Source organism: Paenibacillus sp. FSL H7-0918 (genome assembly GCF_038007025.1).
Taxonomy (GTDB): Bacteria; Bacillota; Bacilli; order Paenibacillales; family Paenibacillaceae; genus Paenibacillus_AQ; species Paenibacillus_AQ odorifer.
This window is the reverse complement of record NZ_JBBOWJ010000002.1, coordinates 762,013-778,201: the sequence shown is the minus strand read 5'-3', so window position 1 is coordinate 778,201 and position 16,189 is coordinate 762,013. Positions and strand designations below refer to the sequence as shown.

Sequence of the window (16,189 nt, the reverse complement as noted above, 5' to 3'; positions counted from 1 at the left end):
ACTAGGAGGAGATAGATGTGGGAAATCCATTGAAAGAATTAAAAAATAGTGTGAATGGCCTGAAGCAATCCCTTGACGGAGTTAAGCAATCAGTAGAGGGGTTGAAAGAACCTATAGATGAGATGAAGGGAAACATTCAGATCACGTTGGAGCAGGCGAAGGACAGATCTGAGGGATTCAAATCGGAGATCAATCGTATGAAGGAATGTGTGGAGGAAACTAAGCTGGTTGTTAATGAGGCGAAGGAAACGGTAATGGAGGCAGGTGAGGTGCTGTACACTCAAAAACGCTATAAAAGATTGTTGAAGAAGCAAAACCGAAAAATGCAGCCTGCAAAGGCAGGCCGCCGTTTAATATAATCAGCCGGAAGTCCAAACATTTACCGCAGTTACGAAATCTTTTTAATTATAGGAATGAGAAGGAACCGCATTTAAAAAAATCTGCAATAGCTCATTTACCGAAGTCTCTATATTGGAACGTTGCTCAGCTGCAAGCCAATCCTCTTGAATGATGATGTAGCTGCAGGAGCTGCTTTTTAAATAGCTGTATATTATTTGTGCTTCGTCAATTTCATGGCGGCCGATCGCTGCCGGGGTCTGATTGGGTTCACTGTGAAAAGTGGTCATAATCGCTGACTTTATTGCCGCTTGCAGGTGGGTGATATCCGGTTGATCATATTGTAGCTTGGTATGGGACAGGATACGGTTGCCCTTGAGCAGAATGAGTTTAAGCGTCTGTTCATTCATGGCCTCAAGAACTGCAATATTCTGATTCTCTTGAGCGAATTCGATGACCTTCTCTTTGTGAATCAGGAAGCTAACAGCTCCAATATAATCCCTGTATTTGGCGGCGGTTTCGAAGTCATAGTGCTCCGCGGCCACTGCCATCCGTTGCTCCATTTCCTCGAGGATGCTGGAATCTGAGCCGTTTAGTAAGCCAATGACCTGATCAATAATTTTATTATATTGAACAGCGGCATCTCCGCCTGCACACATCCCAATGCATAGGCCAAGCGAATGGTTTAGGCATAGGGAATTTTTAAAGCTAGGGTTGCTGCAAAGGATTTTTGAGCTTTCTTTAATGCCTTGCACTGCCCGTTCCACCGTGCTTCTGCTTGTATAGGGACCCAAAACCTGAGTGCCTTCTTTGACCGCAGGATCATAGGTAATCTCTAACGAACGTATTTTTTCATCCGCTCCTATTACGATATAGGTATAAGCCTGCGGATTTTTCATTTTTTTATTGTACATGGGTTTGATCTCTTTAATTAATTGGCATTCCAGCATAAAGGCTTCGAATTCTGTATCCGTAAGGATGATTTCCAGATCTTTAATATTTCTTACAAGCTGCTTAACCTTTGGGGAATGAGACTTTGAGTTTTGAAAATAGGATTGGACTCTCCGTTTTAACTGTTTTGCCTTGCCAACATATATAATATGACCGAGATTATCCTTCATGAGATAAACGCCGGGAGTTAGGGGAAGGCTTTTAAGTTTTTCTGTTAAATGAATGGTAACCCCGCCCTCTCATAAGAGTTGTATGATTGATAGTTTTAGTATAAGCTTGCAACCTTCATTTGTTCAAATCAGTCTAAAGAGTGAAGGATCAAAGCTGAGGGGGGATCTCATGTATTTCGCAAAAAACATCGGTGGGCTGGCGCTCATAGCAGCTATGTTATGGCTTACAGCATGTAGCGGAACGCCAGAAGCGGGAAGGGAGCCGAAGCAGACGCCAGTGCAGACACAAGAGCAGACGGAAAAGCAGAAGCCAGAGCAGTCACAAATGCAGACGCCAGAGCAGACATCAACTGCACAGTCAGCGGCTACTACGGAATCACCACAGGAGACTGAGACATCAAGTACGGGGCAGCCGCAGGATCTAGAGGGATTACCGCCATCAGTTGAGGAAGCAGCGACGACGGTTATAAGGTCAATTAAAAACAAGGATATGAAGCAATTAGCGGCATGGGTACATCGGGATAAAGGGCTACGTTTCTCTCCATATGCATACGTGGATACAAAAAATGATCTTGTATTCACCCGGGAGGAAGTAGAAGGATTAATGAATGACTCTACCAAAAGAGTCTGGCGAACATTTGCTGGCTCCGGTGATTTAATCGAGCTGACATTCGCAGATTACTACAAGCGGTTTGTTTATGATGCGGACTTCATTCAGAAGGCCGAAATTGCTGTGAACAAGGGGCTTGGGCAAGGGACGACGATCAATAACTTAAACGAAGTGTATCCTAAGGAGCAATATGATTTCGTTGAATATCATATTGCTGGTATCGATCCTTCTGTCGAGGGTATGGATTGGCGCAGCCTGCGCCTAGTCTTCGAAAAGATCGGAGAAGACCATGCATTAGTCGGCATTATTCATGATCAATGGACGCCTTAGCTTACGGACTCAGATGACGCTATTATGGACGCCTTAGCTTACCGACCCAGATGACGCTATTATGGACGCCTTAGCTTACGGACTACAGATGGCGCTATTATGGACGCTGTTTGCCTGCTTCAACTAATTATTCACGTCCGTTGGTATACGCTGATCCTTACGGACCCAGATGACGCTATTCGCGTGTTTTTAGCGATTAGAGCACAGTTTCGGACTCCAGTGCAGCTATTCATTACAAAAAGGCACATTTATGGTGCTTTTTGTGCCGATAGCGACGATGGAGTCCTTTAGTAGTCCAAATGTGCGATTATACTGCGAATAAGGTCATCTGGGTCCGATAGCTACTGCAACCCCATCCGCTGCAACCCCATCCGCTGCACACCTAGTTGCTGCACACCTAACTGCTGCACACCTAGTTACTGCATACCTAACTGCTACACACCTAACTGTTGCACCCCATCTGCTACGTTCGCATACCGCAAACATTGGAACATCGCTGATCTGTATCTTGTTTTTGGGTACCTGCTTCAGCGGATTTTCATATTCGTTGATACAGGATGATCCTTACGGACCCAAATGACGCTACTCGCGTGTTTTTAGCGATTAGAGCACAGTTTCGGACTCCAGTGCAGCTATTCATTACAAAAAGGCACATCTATGGTGCTTTTTGTGCCGATAGCGACGATGGAGTCCTTTAGTAGTCCAAATGTGCGATTATACTGCGAATAAGGTCATCTGGGTCCGATAGCTACTGCAACCCCATCCGCTGCAAATCCATCTGTTGCACACCTAGTTACTGCACACCTAACTGCTGCACACTTAGTTACTGAACACCTAGTTACTGCATACCTAACTGCTACACACCCATCTGCTACGTTCGCATACCGCAAACATTGGAGCATCGCTGACCTGTATTTTGTTTTTGGCTACCTGCTTTAGCGGATTTTCATATCCATTGATATACGCTGAGTATTACGGACCCAGATGACGCTATTCGCGTGTTTTTAGCGATTAGGGCATAGTTTCGGACACCAGTGCAGCTATTCATTAGAAAAAGGCATATCTATGGTGCTTTTTGTGCCAATAGCGACGGTGGAGTCCGATAGTATCGTGAAATTGGCATTTTTCTGCGAATAAGGTCATCTGGGTCCGATAGCAGCTGCGTCCGTGCAAATATGATCTAATCGCTCGAAGTCTGATGTTCATCCCCGTCAAGTAGCTTTGCACACGAATATGACCTAATCGCTCGAAGTTTGATAATCATCACTGCCAAGTAATCAGCATTTCTGAGCCTGAGTTAGCTTGCGAACCCAGCGACGTTATTTGTAAATTTATTGCGATTGGAGCACAGTTCGGGCCCTGTGCAGCTAGTCGTTAGAAATAGGCCCATATTGGATGTTTTTTAAGACAATAGCAATTATGTAGTCCGATAGCGGCTGCATTCGTTACCTAATCAATCAGAGTTTGGAGTTGGGATAAAGGGAGAAGGAACAACAAATAAGGGATGCTTCAGCAACCATTATGATGGCTTTTGAGGCATCCCTTATTTGCTTATAAAAATGAACTTAGATACCTGAGGAAAGGGAAGAGAGGCGAAGGGGAACTTTGGGACTGTAGGAGCGATAGCAACCGCTGCTAAGATTTCCATGGGAAAGCCATCTTCGTAAGCATAAGCTTCTCCGTATCTCAGCCGTCATAAACGGTAGCTGGAAGTCCAAATATTCACCGCGGCTGCGACTGACCCTTAACTCTAAAACCCTCAAGTTCGATTTATATTATTGTGCCGCGCTAGACGAATAAGAGGCGGAGCCAGTTACAGGTTGAGCGATAGCTTTGTATCCATCTGGCAGATAAGTGGCAACAGATGCTTTTGTGATCACCTGCGCGTACATTTTCCCTGGTTCAGGAGCAGTCACGTTAAAGTAAATCACAGCCGTATTGTCTTTACCAAATTCGATTCGCTCAATCACCAGCCCATACCCGGGGTTAGGTAGATTATTAACGGTAAGGGTGGCTTTATTTACGCCTTCACCCGCTTTGGTCAACGTAACCTCTGTTTCGTAGGTTGGAGTAGTGGGACTGCCATTAGATACAATTACACGTTTAGCAAAAGCGGCTGCATCATAGATCAGAGCGGCTGCTTCAGAGCGGGTAATAGCATCATTCGGCCGGAAACTACCGTTCTTATCGAGTGTGGCAATATGTGTATTCAGCAGGATCTGGAGACTATTTATAACCTCCGTAGAGAGTTTATCGCCATCCTTAATGTCTACATACATCAGCGTAACAGGGAAGTTACCTTTACTTTGCAACGCTTGCGTCAATAAGTGCGCGAACTGAGCACGGGTGATAGTTCCATTAGGATCCACTGTCCGGTCGAGTGAAAGGCCATTTTGCTTGGCAGTCAGGAAAGCCGAAGCATACCAGGCCTTGTCGTTCACTTTATCAAAATAATCACTGGCTTTGGAAGAACTACTACCTGCCGCTGGTTGCGGAGTCAGATTCAGACCCCCAACGATGAATTGTATCCCTTGCGCAAAGCTTACTTTAGATTTAGGAGCAAACTTATCTTTGTCTACTCCGTTTATAATCCCCTCTTTATGCAAAGAGTTGATTTTTGCTTCCGCAGGATCACCTTTCAAATCTGAAAAAGCAAAAGCGGATGCCCCAAAAGACACACTCGCTGCCAAAATGCCGCAGGCTATAGTCATTTTTTTAGCGTTATTTATGAATAATGGTTTTTTCATTTGCGTCACCTCCATACTCTTAGATGGTAGATTAGACCAAAATGTTGCATAGAATTTAAAATATTATAACGGTTCAAGTAAAATATTATCCACGCAGTAGCGATTCGGCACCATCTACATAAATTTCAGTTCCCGTCACATGAAAAGATTCATCCGATGCGAGAAATAATACCAGATTGGCAACCTGCTCAGGCTTACCCGGTGCATTTTCCAGCGGATGATTACCTTCCGGAAACTCCACAGGAATCTTCACTTCTTGAAGATCATCGCTTTTATACGTATTATCTCCAATTTGTGTATCGATTGATCCAGGACAGATGGCATTTACACGGATGCCGTATTGCGCCAGCTCTAGGGCAGCCATTTTCATAAAAGCAACTTGTCCTGCCTTGGAAGATGAGTAAGCGGAAGCGCCAATGTTCGAGAATACTCGGTTGCCGTTAATGGAGCTGGTGATAATGATGCTGCCGCCATTTTCTTTCATGTGGGGGATGGCGTATTTTACTGTGGCAAAGGTGCTGCGTAGGTTGGTATTCAGTGTCTGGTCCCAATCTTCGATTTCTAGTGTTTCGATGGGAGACCATGTACCATTAATGCCAGCATTGGCAAAAATAATATCAATCTTCTGGGCCGCCTCCCCAACCTTACGAATACTTTCTTCGACCAGACCTGGATTGGAGACATCGCATTCAATTACTGTTGCTGTACCGCCAATAGATTCAATCTCACGTTTAGTTTCATAGGAATCCTCGGGAGTGCGGTCAAGCATATATACCTTAGCTCCCTGTTGGGCAAACCGTATCGCTGTAGCTTTTCCAATACCGGAACCAGCACCTGTAACCACTGCAACTTTATCCTGTAAACGTTTATCTGTCATGATGAATTTCCTCCTCGGCGTTAAATTTCTTATATTAGTAATTACATACCCGGCATAGCTGAATCTAACCATTTGAACTGGAGGGTGGAACAACGTGGATGGATATATTACTATGGAACATAAGGATGTAAATAATAAAAATTCAGATAAATTTAGATAAATCTAGCTCATGATAGGGGAACTATAGATGATTCAGCAGCAGGGAGCAGAACGGATTAATGTGGGGATATTTGCCCATGTGGACGCCGGGAAGACAACAACAACGGAGCATATTTTGTATGAAAGCGGTCGCATTCGAGCGCTTGGCAGCGTAGATACGGGGACGGCATTGACGGATTCTATGGATGTGGAGCGGCAGCGGGGGATATCCGTACGGGCGGCATTGGCTTCTTTTGCTTGGAAAGGTGTGCAGATTAATCTGGTCGATACCCCGGGGCACGTCGATTTTCTGTCCGAAGTTGAGCGGTCTTTGCGGGTGATGGATTGTGCGGTGCTTGTTCTTTCAGCCGTGGAGGGTGTGCAGGCCCAAAGCGAGATGATCTGGAACGCGCTGCGCAAGCTGGGAATCCCCACACTTATTTTTGTGAACAAAATGGATCGTGTAGGTGCTGACCCTGAAGCTGTGCTGGCAGAGGCGCGGAATTATTTGTCTAGTGATATTATTCCAGTTCAGCAACCCATCGGCAAAGAGAAGGAGTACATAGGAGCAAGAGATTTATGGGAGAATGAAGCTGATGCTAACAAGCGAACAGAATTATTAGAGGTTTTAGCTGAACGGGACGAAGAGCTGTTGGAGAAGTATATGTCAGGTAGTCCGATTGATTTGGCTGAATGGAAAAAATATATGAAAACAGCCTCCTCATCAGGTCGCTTTTTTCCGATGGTTTATGGCGTCGCCGCCAAGGGGCTTGGGATTACTGCCTTGCTGGATGCGATGGTTGAGTATTTTCCGCGCGCTGGTGGGAATGTGGAGGGTCCGGTGTCAGGCATCGTATACAATATTCAACGTGATAAAAGTATGGGACGGATGGCGTTTGTCCGCCTGTATGAAGGGACGATCCGTAACCGCGATACGCTGATGAATTATACGCAGGATATTCAGGGAAAAGTGACCCAGATCCGCAAGGTCGAAGGTGGTCGGACCGAGGATGTCGGAGCGCTTGAAGCGGGAGATATTGCTGTTATCTATGGTCTTTCCGGGGTGCGCATCGGAGATGTGCTCGGCCATCCGGGGGCCATTCCGGAGGAGGCGAAGCTGGCTGTACCGCTGCTAACAGTGCGTGTATTCTGGGAACCAGATATGGATGACCATAAGGTTATCGGAGCGCTGCAGGAGCTGGCGGATGAAGATCCGCTTTTGGATGCACAGTGGCTGCAGAATGAGCGGGAGCTGCATATCAAAGTAATGGGACCGATTCAGCTGGAGATTCTGAACAGTGTTCTGGAGGAGCGATATGCGCTGAAGGTGACCTTCGGTCAGCCTTCTGTCATTTATAAAGAAACGCCAGCCCGTGCAGGGGAAGGTTTTATCGCTTACACGATGCCGAAACCGTGCTGGGCGATTCTACGCTTTCAGATTGAGCCTGGACCTCCGGGCAGTGGTTTAGTCTATGATTCGATAGTGCGGAGTTCCGATCTGCTGCCGCAATACCAGAGCGAAACCGCACGCCGTGTACCGGAAGCCCTACAACAGGGCTTGCACGGCTGGGAGGTTACCGACCTTAAAGTGACCTTGACCGAGGGACAGCATCATGTATGGCATACCCATCCGCTGGATTTTGCTGTGGCGACTCCGATGGGAATTATGGACGGACTCGCTCGGGTAGGCACTAAGCTTCTGGAGCCGATTCTGCAGGTTCGCATCGTGGTTCCTGAGGAGAATGGCGGCCGGGTGATGAACGACCTCGTGCAGATGCGCGGCACGTTCGAGCCTCCCGTGCTGCAAGGCGAACGGATGATTATCGAAGGACGTCTGCCGCTGGCAACGTCACTTGATTATCCTGTCAGCTTAAGCTCCTACACGAAGGGGCGCAGCACGTTTACTTCTTTTTTTGACGGCTATGAAGAATGTCCACCAGACGTATCTGCTGAGCGCACCCGCCGGGGCGTGAACCCACTTGATCAGGCGAAATATATATTAAGCGTGCGAAAGGCACTGCAAGGGTAAATTGAGGTAGAAGGACTATTGAGACTAATAGGCAGGGTGAAGACAAAGGAGCGTGTCAGCGATGTTAGTACTAAGATATACTCAGAAATTATTAAAAGATATGAAAGTAGCTCCAGTAGAAGTAGAAGACATCTCCTCCTTTTTTAGTTGGCATGTGAATATTATGCAACTCAGAAAAAAACATATTTTATTTGTACATGATGCAAGCCGGTTATGTATATTATTGGATGGAATAAGAAGTGGTCAAGCTGATAAATTGGTTGAAAAGTTCAGAATAGAACTTAAGGAGTATTTATTGCAGGAGGGTTTTAAGAAGCAGCTCATAAATCAGTATTTACTAGAGGCCGGAGAAATCACTATATCCCGTACAAATAATAAAAGTGTACTTGGAACAATGAATGAAATAACACTATACAATTCGGTAGCTCAAAGTGATTTCAGCTTGCTTGAGAGGAATAAGTGGTTGAACACTATTATATATAAACCTATTGATTATAAAGAGCCCATTAATGTCTTTAGAGAATCCTTAAATAGTTACTATTCATAAGCAAGTACTGTCAATCTTGGACTAGCTGAAGCTTTTATCGGAAATCTGAGGGGGAAATAAATTGAAGATTAGAGAAGCAACAGCTAGTGATATAGACGGGATCGCTTTTGTCCACGCTGCGAGTTGGAAAACCACGTACAGAGGGCTAATTTCGGACGAGTTTCTCGATAAAATCACAGTGGAAGCAAGAAGAAAGCTCTGGATTCGGAATTTTGAAAACCCCAATAAAGACGAGGTTATGTATGTGGCCGAAGATGGGGCTGGGACGATTATTGGTTTTGCAAATGGAGGAACGCGAAGAGGGTCAGATCTCTCTGATCTCTATGATGCGGAGCTATATGCACTCTATTTGCTTAAGGAACAGCAAGGAAAGGGTCTTGGAAGGCAACTCATAAGAAGCGTAGCACAGAATTTATTGGAGAAAAATTATAGCTCATTCATGACTTGGGTGGTAACAGGAAATCCCGCGATTCATTTCTACCACAAAGTGGGTGGGCAATCTGTTGCGACAAAAGAAGTGAAGATTGGGAATGAGATTGTTGAAGAGATCATGATCGGGTGGAGGGATATTGGGGTTGTTGGGGATTAAGAGCCAAGGAGAGCGATGTGCAGAAGCTTTTAACTGTATTTTGTACAACTATAATCCCACAAATAACCCGCCAAAGGATATAACTGTATTTCGTACATCTATTTTTGTGATTTATTACTTTATGGGCACATTTTATAGTTTTTAAGTGTACAGAATACAATTAAAGTCCTGATGATCCCCTTTGGATGCGGAATAAGTGTATGAAATGCAGTTATTTTACGAGTTCATTAAGCTCTGCCAGCCTTTTTCCACTTGCCCATAATCTGCCGTAGCAAGCCACCACAAACCGGAGTATCGTTGCTACAACCGCCTATTCCCCCTCAGACTCAGCCTTCTTCCGCGCCCGGAAGCGCCGCACCTTCATAAGGTTGCCACAAGCTTTGTCATCGCAGTACCGCTTGGAGCGGTTGCGTGTATCATCATAATAGACCCAGAGGCAATCGGGATTCTCGCAGATGCGGAATCTTGTGGGTTCTTTTTCAAGCAATGCCTCGGCAAAAGACGCCGCAATCTCCGCCATCACCTGCTCCCAACCGCTATGAAGTGGCAACAGCTTTATTTCCGCTTGCTCGTCGCCTTTCCACACAATTCGCCGTGTAACAGGACCCTTGTCCAAATAGATATTGAGCTGTTCAAGCATTTCTCCATACACCGTGTTTCCTTGCACAATAGCCTGTACCCAGTTCCATAGTAGTGAGCGAAGCTTTTTAAGCTGCGCCATTTCTATCGTGTTCGGCATCTGTGTTTCTAAAAGAGAATACTCCTTCAGCCATTTAAAAACCCATTCTTCTTCATCGAGCCTGTCCCGATCTTTATTCTTATCTCCTGTTCGCCAATCCCGCCAGTAGCTGTTAATGAAATCCTCCCACAACACGGTCTGTTCATCCTTTCCGATTCAACGCTCATTACAAATCATTGTAACAGTTAAAAATAAGTTTAGCTAGTTACTTGAATACAATCTGGAAATATGCTACATTTCTTTTGTAACCACTATATTGTGGTTTAAGTCGTTACATATTAGTTCGCTTTGAAGTAGTTCTTTTTGAAGCTACACCATGAAGTTTATGTTTACACAAATTTTTAGGAGGTTGAACATGCAAAATAAAATCAGTGAGGTCTTGCTCCAAAATTGGGATTATTGCATGGATATCGAGGATTGGACTCCGCCGCTTAGCGATGCGCTGGAAGGTGTGGATAGCAAACAGGCTCTCTGGAAGCCAGAGGGTGGGGCGGCCAATTCTATCTGGGAAACGGTTAACCATCTAACTTATTATAAGGTGCGTTTGCTGCGAAAGCTACAAGGGTTGCCCAAACAACCCGATGCTGAAAGCAACGATGATACCTTTACTGTAACAGCTGAAGGAGAAGAAGCATGGGCGAAAGCCGTTGCAGACCTGAAGGACGTGCATGCTGCTCTTAGAGAAATCATTGAAGCGTTGGAAGAAGGCGCGTATGATTGGGGCGGTTCGGGTCATGCGCCAGGGGAAGAGGTAATGAGCCTTATCCTACACGATTCTTACCATACTGGACAAATTATTATGCTGCGTAAATTGCAGGGTTCATGGGTGTCCAACCGTAGTTTTAATTAGAATCTCCACATTTAAAAATACAAGCCGTACACTGCTATTCCGGTATACCCGGGTCAGCGGAGGTACGGTTTTTTTTTGTGCAACTCTGGTAGGCACGAGTATATATTCTATATTGTTTTTTTGGTTGATTTGGATAAATTAAAACGCGATATGGATATGGGCTCAGAAACTAATCACTGATATCATATAATCCAAAGGCTGAATTAACAAATAACTAGAGCTGCAGATGATTCCTGAAGATTTAAGGGTCATCTTTTTTGATGAGGAATCAAGTCTATCAGGCGGAAGGGAGTGTAAAGATTGACGAGGTTTGGACAGTTAAACACATTGCGTAATCAAATTTTCCTGGGTTTCATGTTTGTCATGGTGATCGTACTCGCCACGGTTGGTTTTTTTATGTACGGGCAAGTTTCGGTTCTATTACGCAATAGTGCGGAGAAGCACATTGAACAGACTGCAGTTCAGGCAACGGGCAAATTGGATGTACTGATCCGGCAGATTAATACGTTGACGGCGCAAGTGGCAACCAACGCCTCCATTCAGCGATTGCTCGCTCAAGAGGCTGAAGGAAAGCCGATCAGTTTCGCCGAACGTCAAACCATCCAGCAGGAAGTACGTAAATATGAGGCGTATGCGACAGGGATTCGTTCCATTGAGCTGTATGCAGGTGATTATCAGAAATTACTTTCGGTTGATGACGCCAGCTTGAACAATCGAGTATCCGAAGAATGGATCAGCCGGGTGGACGAGGGCAAAGGACGTCTCGTATGGTTTGGACTTGACCCGCGGAATTCGGATATCGTCATTGCGATTCGTAATATTAGGCTGATTGATCATTCATTCACGAAAGCTGGCTATATTATGGTTCAAATTGAGAAAAGTTACTTCCAGCTTACGGATGAGGTGGACAGCTCACAGGCGGAAACGCGTGAATTAATGAGATTATTTGATGAAGCGGGACGGCAAATTTCTTCCGATTTTTCCGTAAATGTCAATGCAAATAAGATACTGGATCATGGAGGAGAAAAGGTTGAGGTTGGCGGAGAAGACTACATTGTAATTCAGAAGCAGTCCAAGGCAACAGGTTGGAGGCTAGTAATCCTCACTCCAGTTGACTATACAACAGAGGGGATATCTGTCCTTCGTACAGCGATCATCGTATCTGGTGTTGTTGGCAGTTTATTGTTTCTCATCTTTACTTTTATTTTATCCACGATGATTACACGGCCCATACTGAATTTGATAAAAGTGATGCGCGGTTCGCGATTCGGAACCTTGAAACCGATTTCAGTCACTTCTACCACTATGGAGATCAATGAGCTCAATAATACTTACAACCAGATGGTTCACTCTCTGAATGAACTAATTGAAGTCGTCTATCAAAAGGAGATCGTCCAGAGTCGCACAGAATTAAAGGCACTTCAGGCTCAAATCAATCCGCACTTTCTATTTAACACATTAGAAGCATTCTACTGGGCCCTCGATGAAAAAGGTGAGGAGGAATTAGCTCAAATTGTGGTTGATATGTCGGGGCTTTTTCGTTATGTCATCAATCGAACTGATGATGATGAATGGGTGACTATCGGCGATGAGCTCGACCATGCCGAAAGATATTTGAAGATTATGGAGATGCGTATGCTCGACAGGTTATCCTGGCGGATTGAGTCAGATGAAGCTTGCCGAAGTGTCCCGCTACCGAAGCTGTTAATCCAGCCTCTTGTCGAAAATGCGATTCTTCATGGCGTAGAGCAAAGGGTTGGACCGGGGACAGTCATGCTAATTGTCAGACCTTCAAGTCGTCCGGGATATACATTGGTTACGGTAACTGACGATGGTCCAGGGATGGATGCAGCAAAGATATCGTCTATCTATCACACCATGGAGAAGGGGAGCATGAGGTCTTCCAAAGGGACTGGGATTGGTATTGCTAATATAGAGCGGAGACTGAAACTCAGTTACGTAGACAATACGGACGGGCTTGAAATACGAAGTGAAGAAGGTTATGGAACTAGCATCTCTTTTGAAATACCGAATGAACCTGGAGAGGGGAAAAACACGTGAAAACTATACTCATCGTAGATGATGAACCGAGAACAAGAGAAGGGGTTCGTAAAACATTAGAAGCCTGGTCATCCGGTCAATATCGCATCGAAACCGCAGCAAGCGGTGTTGAGGCACTGGCATGGCTGCAAAATAACGAAGTTAATCTGCTTATTACCGATGTGCGCATGCCTGAGATTGGAGGGCTAGAATTAGTTGAAAAGCTGAACGAAATGCCTCATCCTCCAGTGGTTATTGTGATCTCCGGCCATCCTGAATTTGACTATGCACAGAAAGCCTTGCAGTTTGGTGTAGTTGAATATTTACTGAAGCCACTCGACAAAACGAAGCTGGTCCGAGCAGTGGAATTAGCATTGAAACGCAAGGATGATATTTATCGAATCGAACGAATGGAGAAGCTGATCGATCCCAAGCTTATGGAAACGGTACAGCAGGAGAAAGTGTATAGCACTCAAGTGCGTGAGGCACTCCGATACTTAGACGAACATCTTCACGAATCGATATCCATGCGTGATATAGCGGATCAATTACACATGAATGCCAGCTATTTCAGCGTCCTTTTCAAAGAGCAGACGGGACTGACTTACAGTGAATATGTAACGAGAAGGAGAGTACAACGAGCCAAAGAACTACTGGTGAGCACCCGGCTGTCCATTGCTGAAATCGCGGAACAAGTAGGCTATCAAACAGCCAAATATTTTGTGAAGGTATTTCGTGCACTCGAAAATGTTAGTCCAGGGCAATACCGGCAGAACGTCATGACCACGGAGGAAAGAATCCAATAATAGTGGTATTAGTCCCAATCCTTATGACCTTACGACATCATGGGATCCAAGCTACAATCTAGTTAAGCGGTTACAAGGCCGCTAGACAACAATAGAAAAGGGGTTGTAAGCGTGCGCAATAAAAAATGGACAATATTGTTCTTAACGATGTGCCTCGTTCTTGTCACAGCTGGTTGTGGTCAAAAAGATAACAATGCAGGTGAATCTAAAGGTAGTGCAAATGGGGGAAGCGACAAAGTCACCGTTAACTTCATGCATTTATGGCCAGAAGGTGTTTCTGCCGGACAAAATAAAATTGTTAATCAAATCATTAAAGAATATCAAACAGAGCATCCCAATGTTGTGATCAAGCAAGAGGTTCTGGACAACGAGCAATACAAAAATAAGTTGAAGGTATTATCTGCTTCTAACGAATTGCCAGACGTTGGGGTAACTTGGGCCGCTGGCTTTTTGCAGCCTTACGTTGAAGGAAATCTGTTCGCACCTGTAGATGACTTGTTGAATGGTGAATTAAAAGACAAGTTCGTCGCAGGAACTACAGAAGCTTATGCTATTAACGATAAAACGTATGCGCTTCCACTTGAGTTTAACATCGCACCTATCTACTACAATAAAGCTATTTTTGAAAAGTATAATCTTGAGGTTCCACAAACCTACGATCAGTTTAAGCAAGTTGTAAAAACACTATCTGATGGGGGCATTGCACCGATTGCTCTCGGCAATAAGGATCGCTGGACAGGATCGCTTTGGTATATGTATCTGGCTGATCGGATCGCAGGCCAACAGGCACTTGCAGGTGCGATCAGTGGATCAGGCTCATTTATGGATGAAGGATTAGTAAAGGCGGCATCAGAGGTCCAATCACTTGTAGACAGCAATGCATTTGTTAAGGGATTCAACGGTTTATCAAATGAAGAGGCAAAATCAGAGTTCGTAAATGGCAAGGCGGCAATGTACATGATGGGATCATGGGATCTGCCAAACTTCACAACGAATGAAGAAATTCCACTGGAATTCCGTAATAGTGTTGGTTTCTTCAAATTCCCGACAGTTGAAGGCGGGAAGGGAGACATTAACAGCTGGGTAGGTGGACCAGGTGTAGGATTATTTGTTGCTGAGAACTCTGAGGTAAAAGAAGAAGCAAAATTATTCGTCGAGTATTTCGTATCCAAATGGGGAGAGCAATCCGTAACTGGAGCAGGCGTTATTCCAGCTACGAAGGTGGACACCGCCACACTGGATCTACCACAGCTCTACATCGATTTGTTTAACGAAATGAACAAAGCTAGCAGCATCACTTTATTCGCAGATGTTCAAATGCGTGCCAATGCAGCAGAAACGCATCTGAATATGATCCAGGCTCTTTTTGGCAAAGCGGTGACGCCAGAGAAGTATTCCGAGGAGCATGACGCGGCCATCTCTAAAGGCAACTAAAGCTTCGACAACTAGGCGAAGGGGACAATTAGCTTATCCGGCAGCGTGATGCCGGATAAGCCTTTCCTCAAACGGTTTATGAAGGAAAGGAGTCGGACACTTTGGATAAAGTGATGTCTAACAAAAAAATAATCGCGTTATATGTATTTCCCGCCTTGCTTCTCATTCTGGCTATTGTATATATTCCGATTGTTCTAACGGGTTATTATGGACTGAATAAATGGAATGGCATAGGTGCTCTGACTTTTATCGGATTTGATAACTATAAAGCTTTGCTAACAGACCAAACCTTCTGGAATAGTGCTTGGCATTCTCTGCAGTTAGCGTTGTTTTCTACCCTAAGTCTCATTATTTATTTGGCAATTGCTATGGTATTAGCCGCCCGGATCAAGGGAGCTAACTTGTTTCGCAAAATATATCTGATTCCGATGCTGCTATCGTCCGTTGCGATTGCGCAGCTTTGGCTAAGAATTTATCATCCGACGAACGGAATTGTGAACAGCTTATTAGTATCCATTGGTTTTGCTAATCCTCCTGCATGGCTTGCAGAGCCTACATTAGTTTTGTTTGCTTTATTTATTCCCATTCTGTGGCAATATGCTGGTTTCTATATTCTGATCTATTACGCAGCACTCAAGAATATCCCGACCTCTCTGGAAGAGGCAGCAAAGATTGACGGAGCCTCTGCCTTACAAATCGCTTGGAAAATTAAGCTTCCACTCGCAATGGAAGTCATTAAAGTTACGATTGTTCTGGCCGTTGTAGGTTCTCTGAAGTATTTTGACTTAATCTTTGTTATGACGGATGGAGGTCCTAATGGCTCTAGTGAAGTGATGGCGTCTTATATGTATCATCAGGCTTTTCGGGCTTATGATTTTGGCTACGGGAGCGCAATTGGTTTCTTCCTGCTCGTCATCTGTCTCGTCATTACTTGGGTCATTCGCAAATTAACTGCTACGAAAGATTCGATCCAATACTCATAAGGAGGGGCGCTTC

At 44.8% G+C, this 16,189-nt stretch carries 14 protein-coding genes; 10 read left to right on the top strand and 4 right to left on the bottom strand.

The window, feature by feature from the left end:
- Positions 1–17 precede the first annotated feature (17 nt).
- The gene (locus MHI15_RS17470; RefSeq protein WP_076219274.1) at positions 18–359 is read left to right on the top strand and encodes a hypothetical protein; all 342 of its coding nucleotides are present in this window, start codon (positions 18–20) and stop codon (positions 357–359) included.
- A gap of 42 nt (positions 360–401) precedes the next feature.
- Here MHI15_RS17470 and MHI15_RS17465 read toward each other — a convergent pair whose 3' ends face one another.
- A complete protein-coding gene (locus MHI15_RS17465) occupies positions 402–1,457 on the bottom strand; it encodes a GIY-YIG nuclease family protein (protein WP_076305356.1) in 1,056 nt (351 codons plus the stop codon).
- Between the two features lie 169 nt (positions 1,458–1,626).
- Between MHI15_RS17465 and MHI15_RS17460 the strand changes: the two genes are divergently transcribed.
- A complete protein-coding gene (locus MHI15_RS17460; RefSeq protein ID WP_341164648.1) occupies positions 1,627–2,397 on the top strand; it encodes a hypothetical protein in 771 nt (256 codons plus the stop codon).
- A 1,775-nt stretch (positions 2,398–4,172) separates the two neighbouring features.
- On the opposite strand, the gene MHI15_RS17455 is transcribed toward MHI15_RS17460, so the two are convergent.
- Both MHI15_RS17455 and MHI15_RS17450 read right to left on the bottom strand, forming a co-directional pair.
- The gene (locus MHI15_RS17455) at positions 4,173–5,144 is read right to left on the bottom strand and encodes an S-layer homology domain-containing protein (protein ID WP_076187528.1); all 972 of its coding nucleotides are present in this window, start codon (positions 5,142–5,144) and stop codon (positions 4,173–4,175) included.
- Between the two features lie 85 nt (positions 5,145–5,229).
- Positions 5,230–6,021 carry an SDR family oxidoreductase gene (locus MHI15_RS17450; RefSeq protein WP_076220605.1) on the bottom strand — a complete coding sequence of 264 codons (792 nt, stop codon included), beginning with the start codon at positions 6,019–6,021 and terminating at the stop codon, positions 5,230–5,232.
- 187 nt (positions 6,022–6,208) lie between these two features.
- Between MHI15_RS17450 and MHI15_RS17445 the strand changes: the two genes are divergently transcribed.
- The 3 genes from MHI15_RS17445 to MHI15_RS17435 all read left to right on the top strand — a co-directional run bounded on the left by MHI15_RS17445 (position 6,209) and on the right by MHI15_RS17435 (position 9,324).
- On the top strand, positions 6,209–8,188 hold the full coding sequence (locus MHI15_RS17445; RefSeq protein WP_341164647.1) for a translation factor GTPase family protein: 1,980 nt from the start codon (positions 6,209–6,211) through the stop codon (positions 8,186–8,188).
- Positions 8,189–8,249: 61 nt separating this feature from the next.
- Positions 8,250–8,735 carry a DUF6933 domain-containing protein gene (locus tag MHI15_RS17440; RefSeq protein WP_076129525.1) on the top strand — a complete coding sequence of 162 codons (486 nt, stop codon included), beginning with the start codon at positions 8,250–8,252 and terminating at the stop codon, positions 8,733–8,735.
- 61 nt (positions 8,736–8,796) lie between these two features.
- Positions 8,797–9,324, top strand: a complete 528-nt coding sequence (locus tag MHI15_RS17435; RefSeq protein WP_341164646.1) for a GNAT family N-acetyltransferase — start codon at positions 8,797–8,799, stop codon at positions 9,322–9,324.
- A gap of 310 nt (positions 9,325–9,634) precedes the next feature.
- Here the strand turns inward: MHI15_RS17435 and MHI15_RS17430 are convergent, their stop codons facing one another.
- Positions 9,635–10,198 (bottom strand): CGNR zinc finger domain-containing protein, encoded by a 564-nt coding sequence (locus MHI15_RS17430; protein WP_076305362.1) that lies wholly within the window; start codon positions 10,196–10,198, stop codon positions 9,635–9,637.
- A gap of 220 nt (positions 10,199–10,418) precedes the next feature.
- Between MHI15_RS17430 and MHI15_RS17425 the strand changes: the two genes are divergently transcribed.
- The 5 genes from MHI15_RS17425 (at position 10,419) to MHI15_RS17405 (ending at position 16,176) form a co-directional block, all read left to right on the top strand.
- Positions 10,419–10,913: a DinB family protein gene (locus tag MHI15_RS17425; protein WP_341164645.1), complete on the top strand. Its 495-nt coding sequence runs from the start codon at positions 10,419–10,421 to the stop codon at positions 10,911–10,913.
- A gap of 354 nt (positions 10,914–11,267) precedes the next feature.
- Complete coding sequence (locus MHI15_RS17420) at positions 11,268–12,974, top strand: cache domain-containing sensor histidine kinase (protein WP_370510724.1); 1,707 nt, start codon at positions 11,268–11,270, stop codon at positions 12,972–12,974.
- The gene (locus MHI15_RS17415; RefSeq protein WP_341164644.1) at positions 12,971–13,759 is read left to right on the top strand and encodes a response regulator transcription factor; all 789 of its coding nucleotides are present in this window, start codon (positions 12,971–12,973) and stop codon (positions 13,757–13,759) included. The genes MHI15_RS17420 and MHI15_RS17415 overlap by 4 nt, the downstream gene beginning before the upstream one ends.
- 111 nt (positions 13,760–13,870) lie before the next feature.
- Positions 13,871–15,193, top strand: coding sequence for an extracellular solute-binding protein (locus MHI15_RS17410; protein WP_038569072.1), 1,323 nt, complete (start codon positions 13,871–13,873; stop codon positions 15,191–15,193).
- 101 nt (positions 15,194–15,294) lie between these two features.
- Positions 15,295–16,176, top strand: a complete 882-nt coding sequence (locus MHI15_RS17405) for a carbohydrate ABC transporter permease (RefSeq protein WP_036686803.1) — start codon at positions 15,295–15,297, stop codon at positions 16,174–16,176.
- The last annotated feature ends 13 nt before the right edge of the window (positions 16,177–16,189 follow it).

Excerpts from the sequence above, each read along its gene's own strand:
- MHI15_RS17465 (WP_076305356.1), bottom strand. The coding sequence starts at position 1,457 with ATGAAGGATAATCTCGGTCATATTATATATGTTGGCAAGGCAAAACAG.
- MHI15_RS17460 (WP_341164648.1), top strand. The coding sequence starts at position 1,627 with ATGTATTTCGCAAAAAACATCGGTGGGCTGGCGCTCATAGCAGCTATG.
- MHI15_RS17455 (WP_076187528.1), bottom strand. The coding sequence starts at position 5,144 with ATGAAAAAACCATTATTCATAAATAACGCTAAAAAAATGACTATAGCC.
- MHI15_RS17450 (WP_076220605.1), bottom strand. The coding sequence starts at position 6,021 with ATGACAGATAAACGTTTACAGGATAAAGTTGCAGTGGTTACAGGTGCT.
- MHI15_RS17445 (WP_341164647.1), top strand. The coding sequence starts at position 6,209 with ATGATTCAGCAGCAGGGAGCAGAACGGATTAATGTGGGGATATTTGCC.
- MHI15_RS17440 (WP_076129525.1), top strand. The coding sequence starts at position 8,250 with ATGTTAGTACTAAGATATACTCAGAAATTATTAAAAGATATGAAAGTA.
- MHI15_RS17425 (WP_341164645.1), top strand. The coding sequence starts at position 10,419 with ATGCAAAATAAAATCAGTGAGGTCTTGCTCCAAAATTGGGATTATTGC.
- MHI15_RS17420 (WP_370510724.1), top strand. The coding sequence starts at position 11,268 with ATGTTTGTCATGGTGATCGTACTCGCCACGGTTGGTTTTTTTATGTAC.